The organism is Cupriavidus sp. HE11 (genome assembly GCF_056097175.1).
Genome location: NZ_CP184465.1, coordinates 154,840 through 174,581, shown reverse-complemented (window position 1 = coordinate 174,581; position 19,742 = coordinate 154,840). Strand labels below are relative to the sequence as shown.

Below are 19,742 nucleotides of genomic sequence, written 5' to 3'. Positions count from 1 at the left end.
GCTGTGGCCTCAGGAATATGCAGATAGCGACGCCTGTGACGGCCAAAAGTTTCCCGGAAGGCAGTTTTCGATATCAGACAAATGCCGACACGACGAGATGGCGCATCGGGCATAGGCGTATCGGGCATCTGGCGCCTAGACTCGTATCTGGTACGACGTGGAGTATCGCCTACGTACCGTGCAACTCAGACGCACCGGCGGGCACTCATCCAGTGAGCAAGCCTTTGGTGCATTCCACGATCGGATATGGAGTCAATAATATGAAGTATCCCTTCATCGTCATACTGGCGGCGGCCACGCTTGCAGGCTGCGCCGTCCCCTCTCCCTACACCCCGCCACCTACCCCCGCTACGCGCGCCGTTGGCGAAAGCAAGCTCGCGCCGAAGGACGCCGCACAATGCATCGGGCAGAAATGGGCGGATGCCACCAAACAGCAGGTGTGGATGCAATACATGCTTGCCAATGACCAGGCATTCGACGTCTACGTGCCCGGCCAGCAGCCGCCTGCCGGTTCCGCAGCCGTCGTGCGCAAGTCTGCCAACGGACCTGGATCGTGGCTTGGCTTCCGAGGCGACGACAGCAACGCGGCCGGCGCGCTCAGCCAGTGCCAGTAACGGCACGAGTGGCCTGAATGACGTGCGGCACGCCTTGCCGGCGTGCCTGGCTCACGTCCTGGTTTGCGACGCAGCCGGCGCCCGCGCGCCGCGACCTCGCGTCGCAAGCCAGCACAGGATCGACCCGGCACACACCATTGCCGCACCCTTCCAGAACGAAAGGGAAAGTGGCGCGTGCAGCAGCAGGGCGGCCACCGCGGCCGAGATCACGGGAATAAAGTACGACGCGCCCGCCAGCACGGTGACGTTGCCGTGCAGGATGCCCACGTTCCAGGCGGCATAGCCAAAACCCATTGCGCAGGCGGCCAGCACCAGATAGGTAATGCCCTTGAGGCCGAACACCATCGTCTCGCCATCGGTGAACTGGTATTTGCCCCACAGCGCCAGCGCCGTCAGCATGAAGAACAACGTGACGGCGTTCTTGCCCTGTGCGATACGGCTCGTCACAGTGCAATACGCGGCCCAGATCAGGGCACCCGCGAACGCCAGGCCGTAGCTGAGCGGATTGTCCCGCACGTTGCCGGCCATGCCGGCGAGATCCAGGCCCTGGTCGCCGCCCAGCACCGAGGCAATTCCGAGGATGGCCACCAGGAAACCGGGCACCACGAGCCAGTTGGCCCGCTGGCCGTTGAAGGCGATGGCCGCCAGCATCGTGAAGCTTGGCCACAGGTAATTGACCATGCCCACCTCAATGGCCTGCCTGCCGGTGTTTGCATAGCCGATGGACAGCGACAGGCACAGTTCGTAGGTCACGAACAGCACGCTACCCCAGATCAGGTAGGCGCGCGGCAGCGCACGCGTGCGGGGCGGGCCCACCGTCAGCCAGAGCAGCGCGGCAGCTATCGTATACATCAGCGCTGCGCCGCCCGTGGCGCCGAAGCTCTCGCTGACACCCCGAATCAGCCCGACAATCGAACTCCACAGGAGAACCGCGACAAGCCCGATCAGCGTTGCCTGCCTTTTACTGCGCGTGACTGCCATTTTCGTGAGAAATACGATGGATACGGGAGGACGGGCATTTTACCCGCTGCCCGACCCGGCCAGTCTGCCAGGCCGCGCCAGAGGCCGCCGGCCGGGTAGAATGCCGGCGATCGACAGACAACCTCCTCCGGGATGTACCGCCTCAAAACCATCCAGATAATGCTGGCCACCGCCCTGGCCACACTTGTGATAACGGGATGCTCTCGCGAAGCGCAGGCCCCTGCTGCGCCACCTTCACAGCCCGACGTGCGCAGCGAACTCGAAGTGTCCGCCGGGCTGGTGCCCCTGATGGACGAAGCCGTGCTGCACAACACGGTGGACTTCTGCATCGAACACGCGCCTCAGGCGCGCAAGACTGTCGAAGCGGCATGGTCGCTCTGGCAGGACCGCAACGCGACGCGGCTGGCCGTGGCCCGAAGCTATCGCCAGCGCCTGGAAGATTCCGCCGCGAACGGCCCGACCGAGAGCGAGCGGCAGGCCAACCAGGCGCTGCTGGACCAGAATGCGACGCTGATCGAGAGCTTTACCAACCAGCAACTCGACGTGATGAGCGTGGCCCTGGAGCACGAGCAACCGGAAGCGGTGGAGCAGCTTTGCACCGAGCAGTTCGCAAAGGTCAATGCCGGTGAATGGGACATCGGGCAGCGCGACCCCGAGATCGCCGCACTGCTTGACGCCGGCCCGCCGAAGCCGCCCATGCCGGCATCCACTCCGGTGCCGGCGGAAACCGGCCAGCGCTGATCACCTGCGCCGTTTCACCTGTGCCCGTTGCCCGGCGGGATGGCTGCCGGGCCGCCGCTATCGGCACATAGCCTTGCCACATAGTTAAATCTTTAGCTTCAAACGTCTTCACATTGATCAAAGACAAATTGACGCGCTTCAGGCTCTTGCAAACTTGCAGTTATGAATTCGAACTCCACTTCGTCCCCGCTGGCTCCTTCGCCTTCCCCCTCATCGTCCACTGCGCCCAAGCCAATCGAAACGCCCAGCCGGCCCCAGCCCAATGCCAGGCCGCGCCGCATGGCATGGCTGACCGGCCTGCTTAGCGCCACGCTGCTGGCGCTCAACACGCTGGCGTGCTTCGTACCGATCGTGCCGCTGGCGCTGCTCAAACTGGCCGTGCCGACACCGGGGGTGCGCCGCCGTGTGGACCCCTGGCTCAACGCCATTGCAACGGGCTGGATATCGCGCAATTCCCGCTGGATCACACGGCTCCAGCCGGAAATCTGGGATGTCCAGATCAATTCCGATCTACGCCTGGACGACTGGTACCTGGTCAATTGCAACCATCAGTCGTGGGTGGACATCTTCGTGCTCCAGCGTGTACTGAACAAGCGCATTCCGTTGCTGAAGTTCTTCCTGAAGCAGCAACTGCTCTATGTGCCCGTGATCGGACTCGCCTGGTGGGCGCTCGATTTTCCGTTCATGAAGCGCTACAGCAAGGCCCAGCTGCGCCGCAATCCGACACTGGGCCGCAAGGACCAGGAGACCGCACGACGCGCCTGCGAGAAATTCAAGCTGGTACCGACCAGCGTGATGGTGTTTGCCGAAGGCACGCGCTTCTCGCCGGCACGGCGGCAGACGCAGTCGTCGCCGTACCGCAACCTGCTCAAGCCCCGCGCCGGTGCGCTTGCCACCACACTGAACGCCATGGGCACGCAGTTCCGCTCGATGATCGATGCCACGATCATCTACCCTGACGGCGTGCCCAGCTTCTGGCATCTGGCCTCGGGCCGCGCGGGACGGATCATCGTCAGAATTCGGCAAATTCCGATCCCCGACAACTTCTGTGGCGGCGACTACGCCGGCGACAAGGCTTTCCGGTCGGCGTTTCATCATTGGCTGGCCGATCAATGGAAAGCCAAGGACGACGAAATCGATGCGGTGATGCAGGCCCAACAGCCCTGAAGCACTGCCGCTACTGAGACAAATCCGCCTGGCATTTCGGAAGATTCCGATTTTCGTATGAGAAACGTCTCCATACACTGCAGTCGCCCGTGCAATGCGGGTGACCCAACGGAGTTCAGGGTTGACCCCTCCCCTGCTCTCTTCACTTCAGATGCCACGCGGTTCCCCGCCGCGTGGCATTTTTTTCGTCCTTTGCCGATGGCAACAGGCGCGTCGCCAGCGGGCTAAGCCGGCATCCGCAACGACTGCAGCAGGGTCGGCACCAGTTCGGACACCGTGGGATGGATATGCATGGCACGGCTGACTGTCGTATAGGGTGCCTTGGCGTACATGATGTCGAGCAGCGAATGCACGACCTCGTCCCCGGCCAGGCCAAGGATCGCGGCCCCAAGGATCATCTGTGTGTCGGCATCGACCACCACTTTCATGAAGCCCTGGCTTTCGCCTTTCTCGACCGCGCGCCCGACGCGACTCATTGGCCGTGTGGCGGTCAGCACCTTGCGCCCCGATTGCCGCGCCTCGCGCTCGGTCATGCCCACGCGCCCAAGCGGCGGGTCGATAAACAGCGCATAGGCCGGAATGCGATCCGCCACCGAGCGCGGATCGTTGTCGAACAGGTTGGCAGCAACAATCTCATAGTCGTTGTACGACGTATGCGTGAAGGCGCCACGGCCGTTGCAGTCGCCCAGCGCCCAGATGCCCGGGACACTGGTACGTAGCTGTTCGTCCACCTTGATATAACCCCGCGAATCGGTTTCGACACCGGCCTTGTCGAGCCCCAGGTCGTCGGTATTGGGCACCCGCCCGACCGCCATCAGCAGGTGCGAGCCCAGGACCTCGGGCGACCCCGCTGCACAATCGAGCCCCACGGCCACCCGATCCCCCTCCATGCGCGCGCTCAGGCAGTTGGCATCGACACGGATATCGATGCCCTCGGCCTCCAGAATTTCCCGCACGGTTTGCGACACGTCCTCGTCTTCGCGCTGGATCAGGCGCGCCCCTTTCTCGACAATGGTCACCTTTGCGCCGAAGCGCCGGTACATCTGACCAAACTCCAGCCCGATGTAGCTGCCGCCGACGATGACCAGGTGCTCGGGCAGGAAGTCGACGTCCATCATCCCCGCGTTGGTCAAGAACGGCACGTGGTCCAGTCCGGGCATCGGTGGCACCAGGGCCCGCCCGCCGACGTTCACGAAAATCCGCTCGGCCTCCAGCAGTTCGCCGCCGACGCGCACCGTCCTTGCGCTCTCGAAGCGGGCGTGCCCGCCGAAGACCGTGGCGCCGTCCAGGCCGCGCATCCACTGCTCCACCCCGCTTTCGGACTGGCCGGCAATATGGTCCTTGCGCGCCTTCACCTGCTTCATGTCGACCGCGACCGGCCCGCCGATCGTCACCCCGAACCCGGCCGCCCGCCGGGCCAGATGGGCGGCATAGGCACTGGCGATCAGCGTCTTGGTGGGAATGCAGCCGGTATTGACACAGGTGCCGCCAAAGCGCCCTCGCTCGACCACGGCCACCGTCATGCCCTCGCCCGCCAGCCGCGCGGCCAGCGCGGGCCCGGCTTGCCCGGTGCCGATAATGATTGCGTCAAACCGTCGGGTCTTCTCGCCTTGAGTCATCGCAGCTCCTTGACTTGAAATGGCCTCGCCTGCCCCCACACCAGAATATGTCATCGGCGCCAGCGTCATCCGCCCGTTTGTTCTGTTGTAATGCGTCTTAATCAGCATATTTACAACGAAAATCGGGCCGCCGGTTATTGCACCGCACAACCTCGTGAAGTATGATGTGCGGTTCCCCATTTTGCGCACACTGGATTCTGCGGGAGGCCTCAGCCTCGACGTTCCGTGCGCCATTCCTCGATTTCGTTCGCGCCCGCAGGCTTGACCAACAGTCATGTCCGCGACGATCGTCGGCCACCAGTCCAGGAGAATGTATTGGCAAATACGGTTCGTGACGATTCCGCATCCCGCATGACGGCGGCTATTTCGAAGACCGCCCGCCGCAAACCGGCGGGCAAGGCCCAGGCAGCCGCCACGCCGCTGGACCTCACGTCCGCGGCACGCCAGGACGAAGAGCGCCAGCGCCAGATGCGCGCGCTGATCGCGCTTGGCCGCGAGCGCGGCTACCTGACGCACGCGGACATCAACGATCACCTTCCCGACAATGTGACGCAGACGGCGGCGATGGAAACCATCGTCAGCACGTTCAACGACATGGGGGTGTCCGTCTACGAGCAGGCGCCAGACGCAGAAACGCTGCTGCTGAGCGATGCCGCCCCGGCCGCCACATCGGACGAGCAGGCGTACGAGGAAGCCGAAGCCGCACTGTCGACCGTCGACTCCGAATTCGGCCGCACGACCGATCCTGTGCGCCTGTACATGCGTGAAATGGGCGCCAGCGAGCTGCTGACCCGCGCCGGCGAGATCGAAATCGCCAAGCGCATCGAAAGCGGCCTGCAGGACATGATCCAGACCGTGGCCGTGTGCCCGTCCATCGTCTCGGCACTGCTGACGGACGTCGACCGTATCGTCGCCGGCGAACTGCGCATCGACGAACTGGTCGACGGCATCAACGATGGCGCGGAAGACGTCGAGATGGCCAGTTCGGCCGATGACGCATCCGCCGACGCGGACGCGGATGAAGACAACGCCGATTCCGATGACGAATCGGAAGACGACGACGAAGGCGACACCCCGAACCCGGAAAAGGCCAACGCCGCCCGCCTGGAGCAGCTGACCACCGACAGCCTGGCCATCTTCGCGCGTGTGCGCGCCCTGTACGAAAAGCTGCCCCAGACCCCGGTAACGGGCAAGGCCCGCTCCGCGGCCGTCGCGCAGGTGCTCGCCGAGATCCAGCGCGAACTGGCACCGATTCGCTTTACGGCGAAGATGATCGACCGCCTGTGCGCCAGCATGCGCGAACAGGTCGACGCAGTTCGCGTGATCGAGCGCAGCATCCTGGAGATTGCCGTCGAGCGTTGCGGCATGCCGCGCGAGGCGTTCGTGGCATCGTTCCCGGGCCGCGAGACCGACCTCGGCTGGACCAGCCAGATGGCTGCCACGTCGCAGCAGTTTGGTCCGGCGCTGGAGCGTCACCTGCCGGCCATCCAGGCCTGCCAGCGCAAGCTCGTCGATATCGAGACCGCTGTCTCGGTGCCGCTGCAGCAACTCAAGCTGATCAACCGCCAGATGAGCGCCGCCGAGCAGAAGATGCGTCAGGCCAAGCGCGAACTGACCGAGGCCAACCTGCGCCTGGTGATTTCGATCGCCAAGAAATACGTGAATCGCGGCATGCAGTTCCTGGACCTGATCCAGGAAGGCAACATCGGCCTGATGAAGGCGGTGGACAAGTTCGAATACCGGCGCGGCTGGAAGTTTTCGACATACGCCACGTGGTGGGTGCGTCAGGCCGTCACGCGGGCGCTGGCCGATCAGGCGCGCACCATCCGCGTGCCGGTGCACATGATCGAGACAATCAACAAGCTGAACCGCATTTCACGCGAAATCCTGCAGCAGACCGGCCAGGAGGCCCATCCTGCGGTGCTGGCAGAGCGCATGGAAATGACCGAGGAAAAGGTACGCGGCATCCTGCGGATCGCGCGGCAGCCGGTTTCGCTGGAAACCCCGGTGGGTGACGACGCAGACGCAACGCTCGGCGACATGATCGAGGACGTGTCGGCAAGCTCGCCGGCCGAAGCCGCGATTCAGGCCAACCTGCGTGCCGCGATCGATGAAGCACTCGACGCGCTCACGCCGCGCGAAGCCAAGGTGTTGCGCATGCGATTTGGCCTGGACATGGTGTCCGATCACACGCTGGAAGAGGTCGGCAAGCAGTTCGACGTGACCCGCGAGCGGATCCGCCAGATCGAGACCAAGGCAATGCGCAAGCTGCAGCATCCCAGCCGCGCCGACAAGCTGAAGCTGTTCCTGGAGCGGTAAGCAGGCGTCGTACGGCAGAAGAAGTCGTACGGCAGAAATGATACGGCGCCCCGTTTTCAGGCGGGGCGCCGCAGATCACGCAATCAATGCGCGATAAGTTACAGCGGCTTGATCGCGCCTGCCTGCTTGCCCTTCGGGCCTTGCTTCACTTCGAAGCTGACCTTCTGGCCTTCCTGCAGAGACTTGAAGCCGTTGCCTTGAATTTCGGAGAAGTGCGCGAACAGGTCTTCACCGCCGTCATCCGGCGAGATGAAACCAAAACCCTTCGCATCGTTAAACCACTTCACGGTACCAGTTGCCATTTTCTGAATATTCCAACAAAAACGAGATAAAGATGACGTCGCCAAAACGGCGAGCGTGCAGCTACCTTGTATCACACCCCGGGCGTTGACCACAATCCGGATTGTTCTGATATCCGCCATTTACGCCCTGTCCGGCATCACACCGACATAGCGCCCCCTCGGACGGATCACCTGCCCAACCCCCAGTTGCTCCAGACTGTGCGCCAAAAGGCCGATGCTGCGCGCCGTGGCGAACATCGCGAATGGTGCGTCCTCGGGAAGTCCACAATCGATGGCAAGTGCCGCAAGAGCCACATCAATATTGGGCTGCAGTCCGGTCAGGCGGGTGGCCTGCTCGATAAACCGGGCGATGCCCGGGGACGGCGCAAACCGGTTCAGCAGCGCTACCGCGCGGGGGTCGCCATCGGGGTAGAGATGGTGGCCGAAGCCGGGCAGCGGCTGCCCCGTCGACAGGTAGTGCGTGATGACTTGGTCTTCGCCCTGCCGCTCCACTTCGTTGAACAGCGCCTTGACCCGCCCCGAGGCGTCGCCGTGCAGCGGCCCCGACAGCGTGGACAGTCCCGAGAGCAGGCACGCCGGCAAAGACGCCCCGTTCGACGCCGCGATGCGCGCCGCAAACGCCGAGCTGGTCAGTTCGTGATCGACCAGCAGCACCATCGCCACGCGCAGTAGTTCGGCCACTTTCGACCCTTGCCCCCATCCCTGCGCAAACCGGATATGCAGCGGCTGCTGGCCCGGCAGCGCGCCGAACGCATTCGCCAGCTGCCCCACCAGCCCCTGCCCTTCCCCATGCAGCACGCGCGTCATGCGGCCATGCGTGGAGTGCCCGCGGGCGGCCAGTTCGGCCAGCGCCATGAAGGCCGCCACACGCCCCGGCTTGTCCACCTGGACCGGTGACGACAGATCCACCGTCTGCGCCGAATCCCACAACAGTTGCGCGGCCTCTTCCAGCGTGGCCGTCTCGACCAGGGCCACCGCATCGCGGCCCCGGTAGTAGAGCCGCTCGCGGACGAATGTCGAGATCGACGTCGGAATGCTCGGCTCGGCGCCAAACAGCGTGTTGGTAGCCAGCGTCTCGTGCTTGCGGCCCGCCTGCTTGCGCCGGGCCAGCGCCGCTACATCCTCGGCCCGATACAGGCTGCGGCGCGTATCGGCCGGGTCTGACGTCACTTCGATCTTGCCCCGGCTGACGTACGCATAGACCGTCTGCGGCCGCACGCCAAGGCGCGAGCACGCCTCGTCCATCGATATCCAGGCTCCCATCTGCACTCCCCGCACACGCTGCGAAATTTATTTATGTTGATTTTATATATCAATATTGCGCATTGAATCAACATTTAACTACCATGGGTTCCACATTCCAGCCGACAACGACAGCCCATGAAGCCCCAGATCCTGCAACTGAATCCCATCCTGATTCCCGCCGCCAATGACGAACTGGCTTCGCTGTACCAGGTACACAAGCTGTTCGAGATCGAGGACCAGGACGCCTGGTTTGCGCAGCACGGCGCGTCGATCCAGGCTGTCATCACGGGCGGGCACACCGGCATTTCGCGCGCCATGCTCGACCGCCTGCCGGCCCTGAAGGTGGTGGCCGTGAATGGCGTGGGCACCGACGCGGTCGACCTGGCCTACTGCCGCGAGCGCAAGTTGCCCGTCACCGCCACGATCGGGGCGCTGACCGAAGACGTGGCGGACCTGGCGATCGGGCTGCTGATTGCCGCCTGCCGCAATATCGCCGCCGGCGACCGCTTTGTCCGCGACGGTCAGTGGGAACGCTTTCCGCAACCGTCGGCCATCCCGCTGGCGCGCCGTTTCAGCGGCATGCGCGTGGGCATCGTCGGCATGGGCCGCGTGGGCCGCGCGGTCGCCACGCGCGCTGCGGCGTTTGGCTGTCCGATCCGCTATACGGACCTGCGCGCCATGGACGACCTGCCGCACGAATTCGTGCCAGACCTGGTCGATCTGGCGCGCAACAGCGATGCGCTGGTGCTGTGTGCCGCCGCCGACAAGGCCGAAGGCATCGTCAACGCCGCCGTGCTCGATGCCCTGGGCCCGCACGGTTTCCTGGTCAACGTGGCACGCGGGCGCCTGGTCAACGAAGACGACCTGACGCGGGCAATCGAGGCAGGCAGCATCGCCGGCGCGGGCCTGGATGTCTTCGTGGATGAACCGCGCGTGCCGCTGGCGCTGCGCCAGTCCGACCGCACCACGCTGCAGGCGCATCGCGCCAGCGCCACGTGGGAAACGCGCGCCGCCATGATCCGCATGGTGCTCGACAGCGTGGCCGACGGCGTGGCCGGCAAGCGCCCCGCCATGAGCCTGACCACCTGATACGGCCAACGAACCCCGAACTGGAACTGGAGCGTCGAGATGGAATTCGTCCTGCCCGTACCGGCGCCATGCGCGCTGCCCGTGGCCCACAGCAATGCGCATTTCCCGGTCGGCAGGGTGTTCTGCATCGGGCGCAACTACCGCTGGAGCGCCAACGAACCGGCACCGGCCGACATGCCCGCATGGTTCATGAAGCCCGCCACCGCCGTGGCACCGGCCACCGGCACGCTGCCCTACCCGCCCGGCACCGAGGATTTCTGCCACGAAGTGGAACTGGTGGTCGCCATCGGCCGTGAGGGGCGCGATATCGCCCCCGCGCAGGCACAAGCGCATATCTGGGGCTATGCCGTGGGCCTCGACATGACGCGCCGCGACCTGCAGCAGCAGGCCAAGCGCGCCGGTGGCCCCTGGGAGCCCGCCAAGGCCTTCGACCATTCGGCGCCGTGCAGCCCGATCGTTCCGGCGGCCACGGTCGATCACCCACGCGATGGCGAGATCCGGCTGGCGGTCAACGGCACCGTGCGCCAGCACGCCACGCTTGCCGACCTGATCTGGCCCGTGGCCGACCTGATCGCCATGCTGTCGCGCTCGGTGACGCTGCGGGCCGGCGACCTGGTCTTTACCGGCACGCCCGCCGGCGTTGGCCCGCTGCAGCGCGGCGATGTCGTCGACGCCAGCGTGGTCGGCATCGGCGCCATCTCGCTGACCGTTACCTGACGCCCGGCTACGGCTACCTGCCTGTCCGCCACGAACAAGACCTCGAACAAACATCCTGGAGACCGCAATGAGCACTTCCCGAAGAATCGCACTTGTCACGGGCGCCGGCAGCGGCGTCGGCCGGCTGACGGCCCTGGCGCTGCTGGACGATGGCTGGACCGTCGTGCTGGCCGGGCGCCGTGCCGACCCGCTGCAAACGCTGGCGGCAGAAGCCGCCGCGCGCGGCCAGACCGCCCTGGCCGTGCCGACCGACGTCACCGATCCGGCCAGCGTGCAGGCCCTGTTCGACACCATCGAGCAGGAATTCGGCCGGCTCGACATGCTGTTCAATAACGCCGGCGTCAACGCGCCTGCCGTGCCAATTGACGAACTGCCATTGGACAAGTGGTTCAACGCAATCAACACCAACGTGACCGGCGTGTTCCTGTGCGCCCGGGCCGCGTTTGGCCTGATGCGCCGGCAGTCGCCACAGGGCGGCCGGATCATCAACAACGGCTCGGTGTCGTCGCAAACCCCGCGACCGTTCACCGCGCCCTACACGGCCAGCAAGCATGCCGTCAGCGGCCTGACCAAGGCGCTGGCGCTCGATGGCCGCGCGTTCAACATCGCGGCAGGCCAGATCGACATCGGCAATGCGCTGACCGAACTGTCCGAACGCATGACGCGGGGCGTGTTGCAGGCCAATGGCACGACGGCACCGGAGCCGATGATGGACGCCCGCCACGTAGCCAATGCCGTGCGTCATATGGCATCGCTGCCGCTGGACGCCAACGTGTTGAACATGACGGTCATGGCCAGCGCCATGCCGTTCGTCGGCCGCGGCTGACATCCGTTCGAGCGCCCCGGGGCCACGCATCCCCGCCGGGCGCCACCCAGAGTTGACTCAAGTTGACCAGCATTCCAAAGGAGACCCCTCATGCGATTCACCACACGGAAGTTCACCGCCCTTGTCGGCACCCTGGCTGGCTGCGCCACGCTGCTGGCGGCACCGGGCGTCGCCTCGGCGCAGAATTACCCGACCCGCCCGGTCACGATCATCGTTCCCGCGCCGGCCGGCGGCGGCATCGACCTGATCGCACGCGTGGTTGGCGAAAAACTGTCGATCAAGCTCGGCCAGCCGTTTATCGTCGAGAACCGTCCGGGTGCCTCGAACAACCTCGGCACGGCCGTGCTGGCCAACGCCAAGCCCGACGGCTATACGATCGGCATCGTCGGCGGCAGCCATAACATCAACAAGTTCCTGTTCAAGAACCTGGGGTGGGATCCGGAAAAGAGTTTCGAGCCCATCGTGTACACGCATGAGATCCCGCTGGTGTTCGCGGCCTATCCCAAGCTGCCGGTCAAGACTGTGCCGGAACTGGTGACATGGATGAAGGCCAACCCGGGCGAGGCCAAGGTAGCCACCTCTGGCCGCGGCAGTGCCCAGGAGATGGCCGCCGAGATGTTCCGCATGGTCAGCGGCGCGCCGGTGCTGCTGGTGCCCTACAAGGGCTCGTCCGCGGCGCACCCCGACCTGATTGCCGGCCGCACGGCCCTGTACATCGACACGATCAGCGCCATCCAGGAACAGGTGAAGTCCGGCAATGTCCGTGCGCTGGCGGTATCCACCCGCAAGCGTTCGAAGGCGCTGCCCAACGTGCCGACCGCAGATGAGCAAGGCCTGAAGGGCTACGACGCCAGCACCAACGGCGGCTTCCTGGCCCCGGCCGGTACGCCCAAGGACATCGTCGCGAAACTGAATACCGAGATCAACGCCGCGCTGAAACTGCCGGAAGTGCGCGCCAAGCTGGAGACCGCAGGCATCGAGATCCAGGGCGGAACGCCGCAGGAGTACGCCGCCGTGATCAAGTCGGACCTGGTCAAGTGGGGCAAGGTCGTCAAGGAGGCCAATATCCAGGCCGAGTAATTCCAGGCCGGGCAATACCAGGACGTGCCCGGGTGGCATGGGGCTGGCTGGCGACTCGGCTAGAATGCCAGCCTTTCGGCCCCACCCGCTCCCGGGCGCTCCCGGGCGCTCTTGCAGCGGTGGCCGTCCCCATGCACCGTTTTTCAGCGTTATGCCTCAGCCCCACACCGACACCACCGCTTCCGAAAGCGATTTCGACCCGATTCACGAGCCCCGGCTCTGGCGGGACAAGGGCTGGACTGCACGGGTCATCAAGAACGAGGATGGCGACGGCTGGGCCGTCGAGATGATTCGCGAGGGCAGCGTCGAACCCGCGCTGGTAGGCCCGTGGACCATGGGCAGAAACAAGGTCGACCCCAAGCCGCTCGATGCCACCGCGCACCAGACCCTGGTGAAGACCGCCTCCGAGGTGATCCGCCGCCACGAGCAGCAGTTGCACGCGCAACTTAACAAGCAGATTACGATTGAAGTCGACGATCAGGTGATCAGCGTCAGGCTGGCCATCACGCCGGACGAATTCGAGCCGTTTGGCACGCTGACGGCCACCAGCCCGTTCGGTGACCTGCTTGCAAGCACCAATGTGCGGCCCGATTTCCGACTGAACCGCGACAGCGCGTCGCGCTGGGCCGCCGACGGGTTCGGCAAGATCCGCTGACAGATTTCCACGCCCCCTGGTGACGGCGGGGCGGCAATTTCCGACGCACATCCGGCCTTGCCGGTATCCACGCTATAATCCCGCGTCGTTTGACTGAGCTAGAGCAATGGGTTTCGAACAACTGGCAGGACTGAGGGCAAAACTGGCCGAGCAGGCAAAGAAAGAGGCGCGCGAGAAAGCCCCGCGCCGCCCTGCGCCTGCCGCCAAGCCGGGAACGCCGTCCGCAAAGCCGGCCAAACCGGCTAATCCGGCTAAACAGGCCAGGCCGGCAAAATCGGGCAAACCGGCCAGGCCGGATGCACCGGCCGCCCGGCAGCAGACCGCGCCTGTCGATCCGGTGGTACGCAACATCGGCAAGCTGCAAAAGAAATTCCCGCTGGCGTTCCCCAAGAACCCGGCGCCCAAGGTGCCGCTCAAGATCGGCGTCTTCGACGATCTGCTGACGCACGCTACGGAACTGGGCCTGTCCGAAGCCGAGCTGCGCGAGGCGATCCGCACGTGGTGTCGCGGTGCCCGCTACTGGGCCTGCCTGACCCAGGGCGCTGCGCGACTGGACCTGGCCGGGCAGCCTGCCGGCGAGGTGACCGAGGCCGATGCGGCCCGTGGCCGTCAACTGCGCTCCGCCCGTCCGAAGCAGAAGTCCGCGCAGCAAAAGCCGGCCGGGCAAGGGACACAGCAAGCGGCACAACCGGCGGCACCTCAAGCCGAGGCGCAATCGGCACCCCAGCAGGAGGCCGCACCGGCCGACACGCCTGCGATTGCCGAGACGCCCGCCGAGACGCCAACCGCTGCGCCCGACGCACCCGACACACCTGCCCAGCCCGAATAAGGCATACAGGCACACCAGCAGCCCGTCGCACGCACCCGCGTACGAACGGGCTGTTTTTCTGGACGGATCGCCATCCCACGGAGTTTTCGCCGCCGCATACTGCCGCAGTCATGCAGCCCGAGATCCCACACCATGAGCGAAATTCGTCCACAGCCCGCGCCCGCGTGGGCCGTCCAGCAGTGGTTCAACACTGACCGCCCCCTGTCGGTCGAGGCCTTGCGCGGCAAGGTCATCGTGCTGGAAGCCTTCCAGATGCTGTGCCCGGGCTGCGTCTCGCACGGCTTGCCCCAGGCGCTACGGGTCTACCAGACCTTTCCGTCGTCCGAAGTGGCCGTCATCGGCCTGCATACCGTATTCGAGCACCACGACGCCATGACGCCCACGGCGCTGCGCGCGTTCCTGCACGAGTACCGGATTCCGTTTCCGGTTGGGGTGGACACACCCGATGGCCACGGCGGCGTTCCGCTGACGATGCATGCCTATGCCATGCGCGGCACGCCGACGCTGATCGTGATCGACGCGCGCGGCCGGCTGCGCCGACAGTACTTCGGCTCGGTCAGCGACCTGACGCTGGGTGCCGTGATCGGCGAGCTGATCCTGGAAGCCCGTGCGGAAAATGGGGGCGCTGCCGCGCTATCCTCGGGCCATCCGGCCGGCACATCAACCAACGCATCCGCCGACATAGCAGTCGACATATTGGCCAACGATTGCGCGTCGGGCGCCTGCCCCGCCGATACGAAATAAACCTACCGAAACCATATGGCAGACACCGGGCCCGGCCCTCATGTTGACGATACCGAGCGCGCCGCGCTGTACCGCATCCTGGCACTGCGGCGCGATTGCCGGCACTTCACGCCGGGGCCCCGCCTGCCCGATGACCAGCTGGAACGCCTGCTGCACGCCGCCCATCAGGCGCCCTCGGTTGGCCTGATGCAGCCGTGGCGGTTCATGCGCCTGAGCACCCCTGGCTGGCGTGCGCGCCTGGCGCCGCTGGTGGAAGCTGAGCGACAGGCCACGGCCCATGAACTGGGCGAACGCGGCGCGGAATTCCTGCGGCTCAAGGTCGAGGGCATTCGCGACTGCGCCGAATTGCTGGCAGTCATCCTGGCGCCCGACGACGGCACGGTCTTCGGACGTCGCAGCATGCCGGCCGAAATGGCCTGGGCTTCGGCCGCGTGTGCGGTGCAGAACCTGTGGCTGGCCGCGCGCGCCGAGAATCTCGGGCTGGGCTGGGTATCGATGTTCGATCCCGCGGCCCTGGCCAGCGAACTGGGCCTGCCGTCCGGTGCGAAGCCGTTCGGACTGCTGTGCCTGGGACCGGTACCGGCCTTTTACGACGCGCCCATGCTCGAACAGGAAGGCTGGCGCAAGCGCGCCCCATTGCCGGACATTCTCTGGGAACCTTCGGCGCCACCCGAGCCGCCTGCAGGCTAGCCGCCCATACCGCAAGATCGGATTCCAGAGGTCAGGCATACGGATTTGCTATACCATCGCCGCAGCAATCCTCCAGAGGCCCCTGGCATGAAGTTCAAGGAAATCCACGCGTTCCAGGCCGTGATGCGCTCAGGCTCGATGACCGCGGCGGCCACCGAGCTCTATACATCACAGCCGAACGTCAGCCGGCTCATCGCGCAACTGGAATATTCCACCGGCCTGACACTGTTCACGCGCACAGCGGGCCGCCTGCACCCCACCGAGGAAGGCCTGGCCTTCGTGCGCGAGGTGGAACGTGCCTTCGTCGGCCTTGACGCGCTCAAGGACGCCGCGCGCAATATCCGCCAGTTCGGCAAGGGGCGGCTGCGCATCGCCACGGTGCCGTCGCTGGCGATGACCGTGCTGCCGCTGGTGCTGCAGCGGTTCCACACCGAGTACCCCGACGTCAATGTCGCCATGGAAACGGGCAGCACCCAGCTGGTGGCCGACCAAGTCGGCAGCCGCTATTGCGACCTGGGCCTGGTCTCGTTCCTGCCGCCCGCCGCCGTGACCGAGGCCCAGCCCGTGGCCGAGCTCGCCGGTTGTTGCGTGCTGCCGCCCGGGCACCGGCTTACGCAGCTTGACGCCATCACGCCCGCCGATCTGGCCGGCGAATCGTTTATTTCGATGAGCCATGGCGACGGCCTGCGCGCAGCCGTGGATGCCGCCTTCGCCAGCGACGACCGGCGCGTGATGCATTTCGAAACCCCCTACGGCGCCACCATCTGCAAGATGGTCGGCCTGGGCCTGGGGGTTGGCATCGTCAATCCGCTGGTCGCCCGCATGCATGCCGCCGAGGTCGTCATCCGGCCATTCCGGCCGCAAATCCCGTTTGTCAGCTACCTGCTGCTGGCCCGCAACCGGCCCGCCAATGTGCTGGTGGATCGATTTACCGAACGGATGATCGAGGTAATCGCTACCGAAACCGCTTCGCTTCCGCCTGCCCTATCAGGTTTTGGTATGGGCGCCTGACAGACTCGTATTTGCGCGCGGGGTGCTGGCTCCGCAATACTCGACCGGACAGACACATCGGCCAGATCGCGCCAGATGGGCCGATGTTGTCACGATTCTTGCGAGTACCCGACATGATTTCCAGCAGGGCCCAAGGCCCGCACATCCCCCACGGGAGGCGCCGCTGATGGTGGCCTCCAGCTCCCGATTCCCCGTGTTCGACGTTGCCGTGGTCGGCGGCGGCCTGGTCGGCTCCGCCGTGGCCTATGGCCTGCGCAATCGCGTCGCCTCCATTGCCGTGATGGACGAAGGCGATATCGCGCTGCGCGCCTCGCGCGGCAATTTCGGCCTGGTCTGGCTGCAGAGCAAGGGCTACGGCATGGGCGCCTACAGCCGCTGGACGCTGAACTCCACGCGCCTGTGGCCGCAACTGGCGACCGATCTGCTCAAGGAAACCGGCATCGACGTGGCGCTGGAGCAGAAAGGCGGCCTGACGCCGCTGATGGGCGACTACGAGGTGGAAGCGCGCACGGCGTGGGTCAATACGCTGATGTCCCAGCCCGGCGTGGAACCCTATGAGTGGAAGCTGCTCGATCATCACCAGGCCGCCTCGCTGGTGCCCGGCCTGGGCCCGGACGTGACGGGCGCGATCTGGACCCCGCACGACGGCATCGTCAATCCGCTCAAGCTGCTGCGCGCCTTCCATACCGCGTTCAGCACCAGCGGTGTCGAATACCTGCCGCACCACGGCGTGACGGATATCGTGCAGCAGCCCGGCGGCGACTTTGTGCTGACCACGCCCAATGGCCAGGTGCGGGCGCGCAAGATCGTGCTGGCCGGCGGCCTGCGCAATGGCGACCTGGGCGCCATGGTGGGCATCGACATGCCGATGGCGCCGCAGCGCGGCCAGATCCTGGTGCTGGAGCGCACGCGCCGGCTGCTGGACACGCCCATGGTCACGCTGCGCCAGAACGACGAAGGCAGCTGGCTTGTTGGCGATTCGCAGGAAGACGCCGGCTATGCCGACCAGGTGACCACGCTGCCCGTACTGGCGACGCTGGCCGACCGCGCCGTGCGTACGCTGCCCGCGCTGCGCGACGTGCGCGCCGTGCGCGCGTGGTCTGCCCTGCGTGTGCGCGCCAAGGACGGCTTTCCGGTCTACGAGCAATCGGCCACCCATCCGGGCGCATTCATCGTGACCTGCCATAGCGGCGTGACGCTGGCCGCCACGCATGCGATGCACCTGGCCCCGATGATTGCCGCGGGCGCACTGCCGCCCGAACTGGACACCTTTTCGACCCGGAGATTCCATGTTCAGAAGAATTGATGCGGCTGTCCTGCAAGGGACGGCGCGCAGCGTGCGGGTCACCGTGGATGGCACCGCCCTGGAATGCCGCGAGGGCGACAGCGTCGCCGCGGCACTGTTTGCCGCCGGCGTGCTCGCATGCCGCGACACCGCCGTATCGGGCGCCGCCCGCGGGCCGTACTGCATGATGGGCGTCTGCTACGACTGCCTGGTCAGCATCGACGGCCGCCCCAACCAGCAGGCCTGCATGACCCGCGTGCAGGACGGCATGAAGGTGGAGCGCCAGCTCGGCGCGCGCGAGGTGGCAGCATGACGGCCGATATCACCACGTGCGACCTGCTGGTGATCGGCGCGGGCCCCGCCGGGCTGGCCGCCGCCACCCAGGCGGCCGAACTGGGCCTGTCGACGGTGCTGATCGACGAGCAGCCCGCACCGGGCGGCCAGATCTACCGTGCCATCGGCAATACGCCGGTACAGAACCGCGCCATCCTGGGCCAGGACTACTGGCATGGCCTGAGCCTGCTCGAACCGTTCGCCCGCAGCGGCGCACGGCATCTCCCGGCCGCCACCGTCTGGTCGATCAATGCGCGCGAAGCCCTGCCCGGTGTCGCCGATAAAGGCCAGTCTGCCGGTTACGAGGTGGCCTACTCGGTGGCCCGCGCCGGCCAGGACCCGCAAGCCGCGCTGCTGCACTGCCGCCATATCATCCTGGCGACCGGTGCCCAGGAACGGCCCTTCCCGATCCCCGGCTGGACCCTGCCGGGCGTGATTACGGCCGGTGCCGCGCAGATCCTGCTGAAGACCTCGGGCGTGGTGCCCGAGGGCCGTACCGTGCTGGCCGGCGGTGGCCCGCTGCTGTACCTGCTGGCGTGGCAGTACCTGAATGCCGGCGTGAAGCTGGAGGCCATTCTGGAAACCACGGCCAGCGGCCAATGGCGCCAGGCGCTGCCGCATGCATGGGGCTTCCTGCGCTCGCCCTATGTGGGCAAGGGCCTGAAGCTGCTGCGCGCGGTACGCAAGGCCGTCCCCATCATCGGCGGCGTGACCGCGCTGGAGGCGGTGGCGGGAGCCAGCGGCCAGGTTGCCGAACTGCACTACGAGGCAGCCGGCCAGCGCCGCACCATCGCCATCGACCAGTTGCTGCTGCACCAGGGCGTGGTGCCCAACACCAACCTGTCGCGCGCCGTAGGCGCCGAGCATGTCTGGAACGAACGCCAGGACTGCTGGGAACCGCAGGTCGATGACTGGGGGGCCACGTCGGTGCCGCACGTCAGCATTGCCGGCGACGGGGCCGGCATCGCGGGCGCCGTGGCAGCCGAGCATCGGGGCCGGATTGCCGCCGCGCATGCAGCCGCTGCCCTGGGCCGCATCAGCGCCGCCACGCGCGACCGCACCGCGGCCCAGCCACGCGCCGAACTGGCCCGCGCCACGCGCGGCCGCGAGTTCTTCGAGGTGCTGTACCGCCCGCTGCCGCAGTTCCGCCGCCCTGTGGGCGACACCATCGTCTGCCGCTGCGAGGAGGCTACCGCCGAACAGGTGCGCCATGCCGCGCGCATCGGGTGCCAGGGTCCGAACCAGCTCAAGGCGTTTCTGCGCTGCGGCATGGGTCCGTGCCAGGGCCGCTTCTGCGGGCTGACCGTGACCGAACTGATCGCCGACGAACAGCAACGCCATCCGCGCGACGTGGGCTATTACCGGCTGCGGTTTCCCACCAAGCCGGTGACGCTTGGCGAAATTGCCACGCTGCCGCAGACCCAGGCATCGCGCGAAGCGGTGGTGCGATTCAAGAAGTAAGCCGCGAAATTCGTCGCGAATTTCGCCGTGGAGC

At 66.0% G+C, this 19,742-nt stretch carries 20 protein-coding genes; 16 read left to right on the top strand and 4 right to left on the bottom strand.

Going from position 1 to position 19,742, the window contains the following annotated elements:
• The first annotated feature begins 260 nt into the window (after positions 1–260).
• Positions 261–614 (top strand): hypothetical protein, encoded by a 354-nt coding sequence (locus tag ACOABP_RS18255; RefSeq protein WP_474229288.1) that lies wholly within the window; start codon positions 261–263, stop codon positions 612–614.
• A gap of 51 nt (positions 615–665) precedes the next feature.
• On the opposite strand, the gene yddG is transcribed toward ACOABP_RS18255, so the two are convergent.
• Positions 666–1,595 (bottom strand): aromatic amino acid DMT transporter YddG, encoded by a 930-nt coding sequence (gene yddG, locus ACOABP_RS18250; protein ID WP_474229287.1) that lies wholly within the window; start codon positions 1,593–1,595, stop codon positions 666–668.
• A 246-nt stretch (positions 1,596–1,841) separates the two neighbouring features.
• Between yddG and ACOABP_RS18245 the strand changes: the two genes are divergently transcribed.
• Both ACOABP_RS18245 and ACOABP_RS18240 read left to right on the top strand, forming a co-directional pair.
• Positions 1,842–2,336: a hypothetical protein gene (locus ACOABP_RS18245; RefSeq protein ID WP_474229286.1), complete on the top strand. Its 495-nt coding sequence runs from the start codon at positions 1,842–1,844 to the stop codon at positions 2,334–2,336.
• Positions 2,337–2,615: 279 nt separating this feature from the next.
• Positions 2,616–3,503 (top strand): acyltransferase, encoded by an 888-nt coding sequence (locus ACOABP_RS18240; RefSeq protein ID WP_474229285.1) that lies wholly within the window; start codon positions 2,616–2,618, stop codon positions 3,501–3,503.
• Positions 3,504–3,727: 224 nt separating this feature from the next.
• Here the strand turns inward: ACOABP_RS18240 and ACOABP_RS18235 are convergent, their stop codons facing one another.
• Positions 3,728–5,122, bottom strand: a complete 1,395-nt coding sequence (locus ACOABP_RS18235) for an FAD-containing oxidoreductase (protein WP_474229284.1) — start codon at positions 5,120–5,122, stop codon at positions 3,728–3,730.
• Positions 5,123–5,437: 315 nt separating this feature from the next.
• On the opposite strand from ACOABP_RS18235, the gene rpoD reads away from it, so the two are divergent.
• Positions 5,438–7,441, top strand: coding sequence for an RNA polymerase sigma factor RpoD (rpoD, locus tag ACOABP_RS18230; protein ID WP_474229283.1), 2,004 nt, complete (start codon positions 5,438–5,440; stop codon positions 7,439–7,441).
• A 98-nt stretch (positions 7,442–7,539) separates the two neighbouring features.
• On the opposite strand, the gene ACOABP_RS18225 is transcribed toward rpoD, so the two are convergent.
• Both ACOABP_RS18225 and ACOABP_RS18220 read right to left on the bottom strand, forming a co-directional pair.
• Positions 7,540–7,743, bottom strand: a complete 204-nt coding sequence (locus ACOABP_RS18225; RefSeq protein WP_066740354.1) for a cold-shock protein — start codon at positions 7,741–7,743, stop codon at positions 7,540–7,542.
• A 120-nt stretch (positions 7,744–7,863) separates the two neighbouring features.
• Entirely contained in the window at positions 7,864–9,006 is a 1,143-nt protein-coding gene (locus ACOABP_RS18220) for a citrate synthase (RefSeq protein WP_474229282.1), read from the bottom strand.
• A gap of 117 nt (positions 9,007–9,123) precedes the next feature.
• Between ACOABP_RS18220 and ACOABP_RS18215 the strand changes: the two genes are divergently transcribed.
• From ACOABP_RS18215 to ACOABP_RS18160, 12 genes are all read left to right on the top strand, one after another.
• Positions 9,124–10,077 carry a 2-hydroxyacid dehydrogenase gene (locus ACOABP_RS18215; protein ID WP_474229281.1) on the top strand — a complete coding sequence of 318 codons (954 nt, stop codon included), beginning with the start codon at positions 9,124–9,126 and terminating at the stop codon, positions 10,075–10,077.
• Between the two features lie 39 nt (positions 10,078–10,116).
• Positions 10,117–10,794, top strand: a complete 678-nt coding sequence (locus ACOABP_RS18210) for a fumarylacetoacetate hydrolase family protein (RefSeq protein WP_474229280.1) — start codon at positions 10,117–10,119, stop codon at positions 10,792–10,794.
• A 67-nt stretch (positions 10,795–10,861) separates the two neighbouring features.
• A complete protein-coding gene (locus ACOABP_RS18205) occupies positions 10,862–11,620 on the top strand; it encodes an SDR family oxidoreductase (protein WP_474229279.1) in 759 nt (252 codons plus the stop codon).
• Positions 11,621–11,710: 90 nt separating this feature from the next.
• Positions 11,711–12,700 carry a Bug family tripartite tricarboxylate transporter substrate binding protein gene (locus ACOABP_RS18200; protein WP_474229278.1) on the top strand — a complete coding sequence of 330 codons (990 nt, stop codon included), beginning with the start codon at positions 11,711–11,713 and terminating at the stop codon, positions 12,698–12,700.
• Positions 12,701–12,851: 151 nt separating this feature from the next.
• The gene (locus ACOABP_RS18195) at positions 12,852–13,355 is read left to right on the top strand and encodes a hypothetical protein (RefSeq protein WP_474229277.1); all 504 of its coding nucleotides are present in this window, start codon (positions 12,852–12,854) and stop codon (positions 13,353–13,355) included.
• A 106-nt stretch (positions 13,356–13,461) separates the two neighbouring features.
• Positions 13,462–14,184, top strand: coding sequence for a ProQ/FinO family protein (locus tag ACOABP_RS18190; protein ID WP_474229276.1), 723 nt, complete (start codon positions 13,462–13,464; stop codon positions 14,182–14,184).
• Positions 14,185–14,316: 132 nt separating this feature from the next.
• Positions 14,317–14,928, top strand: a complete 612-nt coding sequence (locus ACOABP_RS18185; protein ID WP_474229275.1) for a redoxin domain-containing protein — start codon at positions 14,317–14,319, stop codon at positions 14,926–14,928.
• A 15-nt stretch (positions 14,929–14,943) separates the two neighbouring features.
• On the top strand, positions 14,944–15,618 hold the full coding sequence (gene bluB / locus ACOABP_RS18180; protein WP_474229274.1) for a 5,6-dimethylbenzimidazole synthase: 675 nt from the start codon (positions 14,944–14,946) through the stop codon (positions 15,616–15,618).
• 87 nt (positions 15,619–15,705) lie between these two features.
• Entirely contained in the window at positions 15,706–16,629 is a 924-nt protein-coding gene (locus tag ACOABP_RS18175) for a LysR substrate-binding domain-containing protein (RefSeq protein WP_474229272.1), read from the top strand.
• 166 nt (positions 16,630–16,795) lie between these two features.
• A complete protein-coding gene (locus ACOABP_RS18170) occupies positions 16,796–17,935 on the top strand; it encodes an NAD(P)/FAD-dependent oxidoreductase (protein ID WP_474229270.1) in 1,140 nt (379 codons plus the stop codon).
• The gene (locus ACOABP_RS18165; RefSeq protein ID WP_066740374.1) at positions 17,919–18,227 is read left to right on the top strand and encodes a (2Fe-2S)-binding protein; all 309 of its coding nucleotides are present in this window, start codon (positions 17,919–17,921) and stop codon (positions 18,225–18,227) included. Before ACOABP_RS18170 ends, ACOABP_RS18165 begins: the two co-directional genes overlap by 17 nt.
• Complete coding sequence (locus ACOABP_RS18160; RefSeq protein ID WP_474229269.1) at positions 18,224–19,708, top strand: FAD/NAD(P)-dependent oxidoreductase; 1,485 nt, start codon at positions 18,224–18,226, stop codon at positions 19,706–19,708. The genes ACOABP_RS18165 and ACOABP_RS18160 overlap by 4 nt, the downstream gene beginning before the upstream one ends.
• Positions 19,709–19,742: the final 34 nt, after the last annotated feature.

Coding starts and splice junctions, on each gene's coding strand:
- ACOABP_RS18165 (WP_066740374.1), top strand. CDS start 17,919: ATGTTCAGAAGAATTGATGCGGCTGTCCTGCAAGGGACGGCGCGCAGC.
- yddG (WP_474229287.1), bottom strand. CDS start 1,595: ATGGCAGTCACGCGCAGTAAAAGGCAGGCAACGCTGATCGGGCTTGTC.
- ACOABP_RS18215 (WP_474229281.1), top strand. CDS start 9,124: ATGAAGCCCCAGATCCTGCAACTGAATCCCATCCTGATTCCCGCCGCC.
- ACOABP_RS18235 (WP_474229284.1), bottom strand. CDS start 5,122: ATGACTCAAGGCGAGAAGACCCGACGGTTTGACGCAATCATTATCGGC.
- ACOABP_RS18220 (WP_474229282.1), bottom strand. CDS start 9,006: ATGGGAGCCTGGATATCGATGGACGAGGCGTGCTCGCGCCTTGGCGTG.
- ACOABP_RS18170 (WP_474229270.1), top strand. CDS start 16,796: ATGGTGGCCTCCAGCTCCCGATTCCCCGTGTTCGACGTTGCCGTGGTC.
- ACOABP_RS18185 (WP_474229275.1), top strand. CDS start 14,317: ATGAGCGAAATTCGTCCACAGCCCGCGCCCGCGTGGGCCGTCCAGCAG.
- ACOABP_RS18175 (WP_474229272.1), top strand. CDS start 15,706: ATGAAGTTCAAGGAAATCCACGCGTTCCAGGCCGTGATGCGCTCAGGC.
- ACOABP_RS18255 (WP_474229288.1), top strand. CDS start 261: ATGAAGTATCCCTTCATCGTCATACTGGCGGCGGCCACGCTTGCAGGC.
- ACOABP_RS18200 (WP_474229278.1), top strand. CDS start 11,711: ATGCGATTCACCACACGGAAGTTCACCGCCCTTGTCGGCACCCTGGCT.
- bluB (WP_474229274.1), top strand. CDS start 14,944: ATGGCAGACACCGGGCCCGGCCCTCATGTTGACGATACCGAGCGCGCC.
- ACOABP_RS18190 (WP_474229276.1), top strand. CDS start 13,462: ATGGGTTTCGAACAACTGGCAGGACTGAGGGCAAAACTGGCCGAGCAG.
- ACOABP_RS18195 (WP_474229277.1), top strand. CDS start 12,852: ATGCCTCAGCCCCACACCGACACCACCGCTTCCGAAAGCGATTTCGAC.
- ACOABP_RS18205 (WP_474229279.1), top strand. CDS start 10,862: ATGAGCACTTCCCGAAGAATCGCACTTGTCACGGGCGCCGGCAGCGGC.
- ACOABP_RS18225 (WP_066740354.1), bottom strand. CDS start 7,743: ATGGCAACTGGTACCGTGAAGTGGTTTAACGATGCGAAGGGTTTTGGT.
- ACOABP_RS18240 (WP_474229285.1), top strand. CDS start 2,616: ATGGCATGGCTGACCGGCCTGCTTAGCGCCACGCTGCTGGCGCTCAAC.
- ACOABP_RS18160 (WP_474229269.1), top strand. CDS start 18,224: ATGACGGCCGATATCACCACGTGCGACCTGCTGGTGATCGGCGCGGGC.
- ACOABP_RS18210 (WP_474229280.1), top strand. CDS start 10,117: ATGGAATTCGTCCTGCCCGTACCGGCGCCATGCGCGCTGCCCGTGGCC.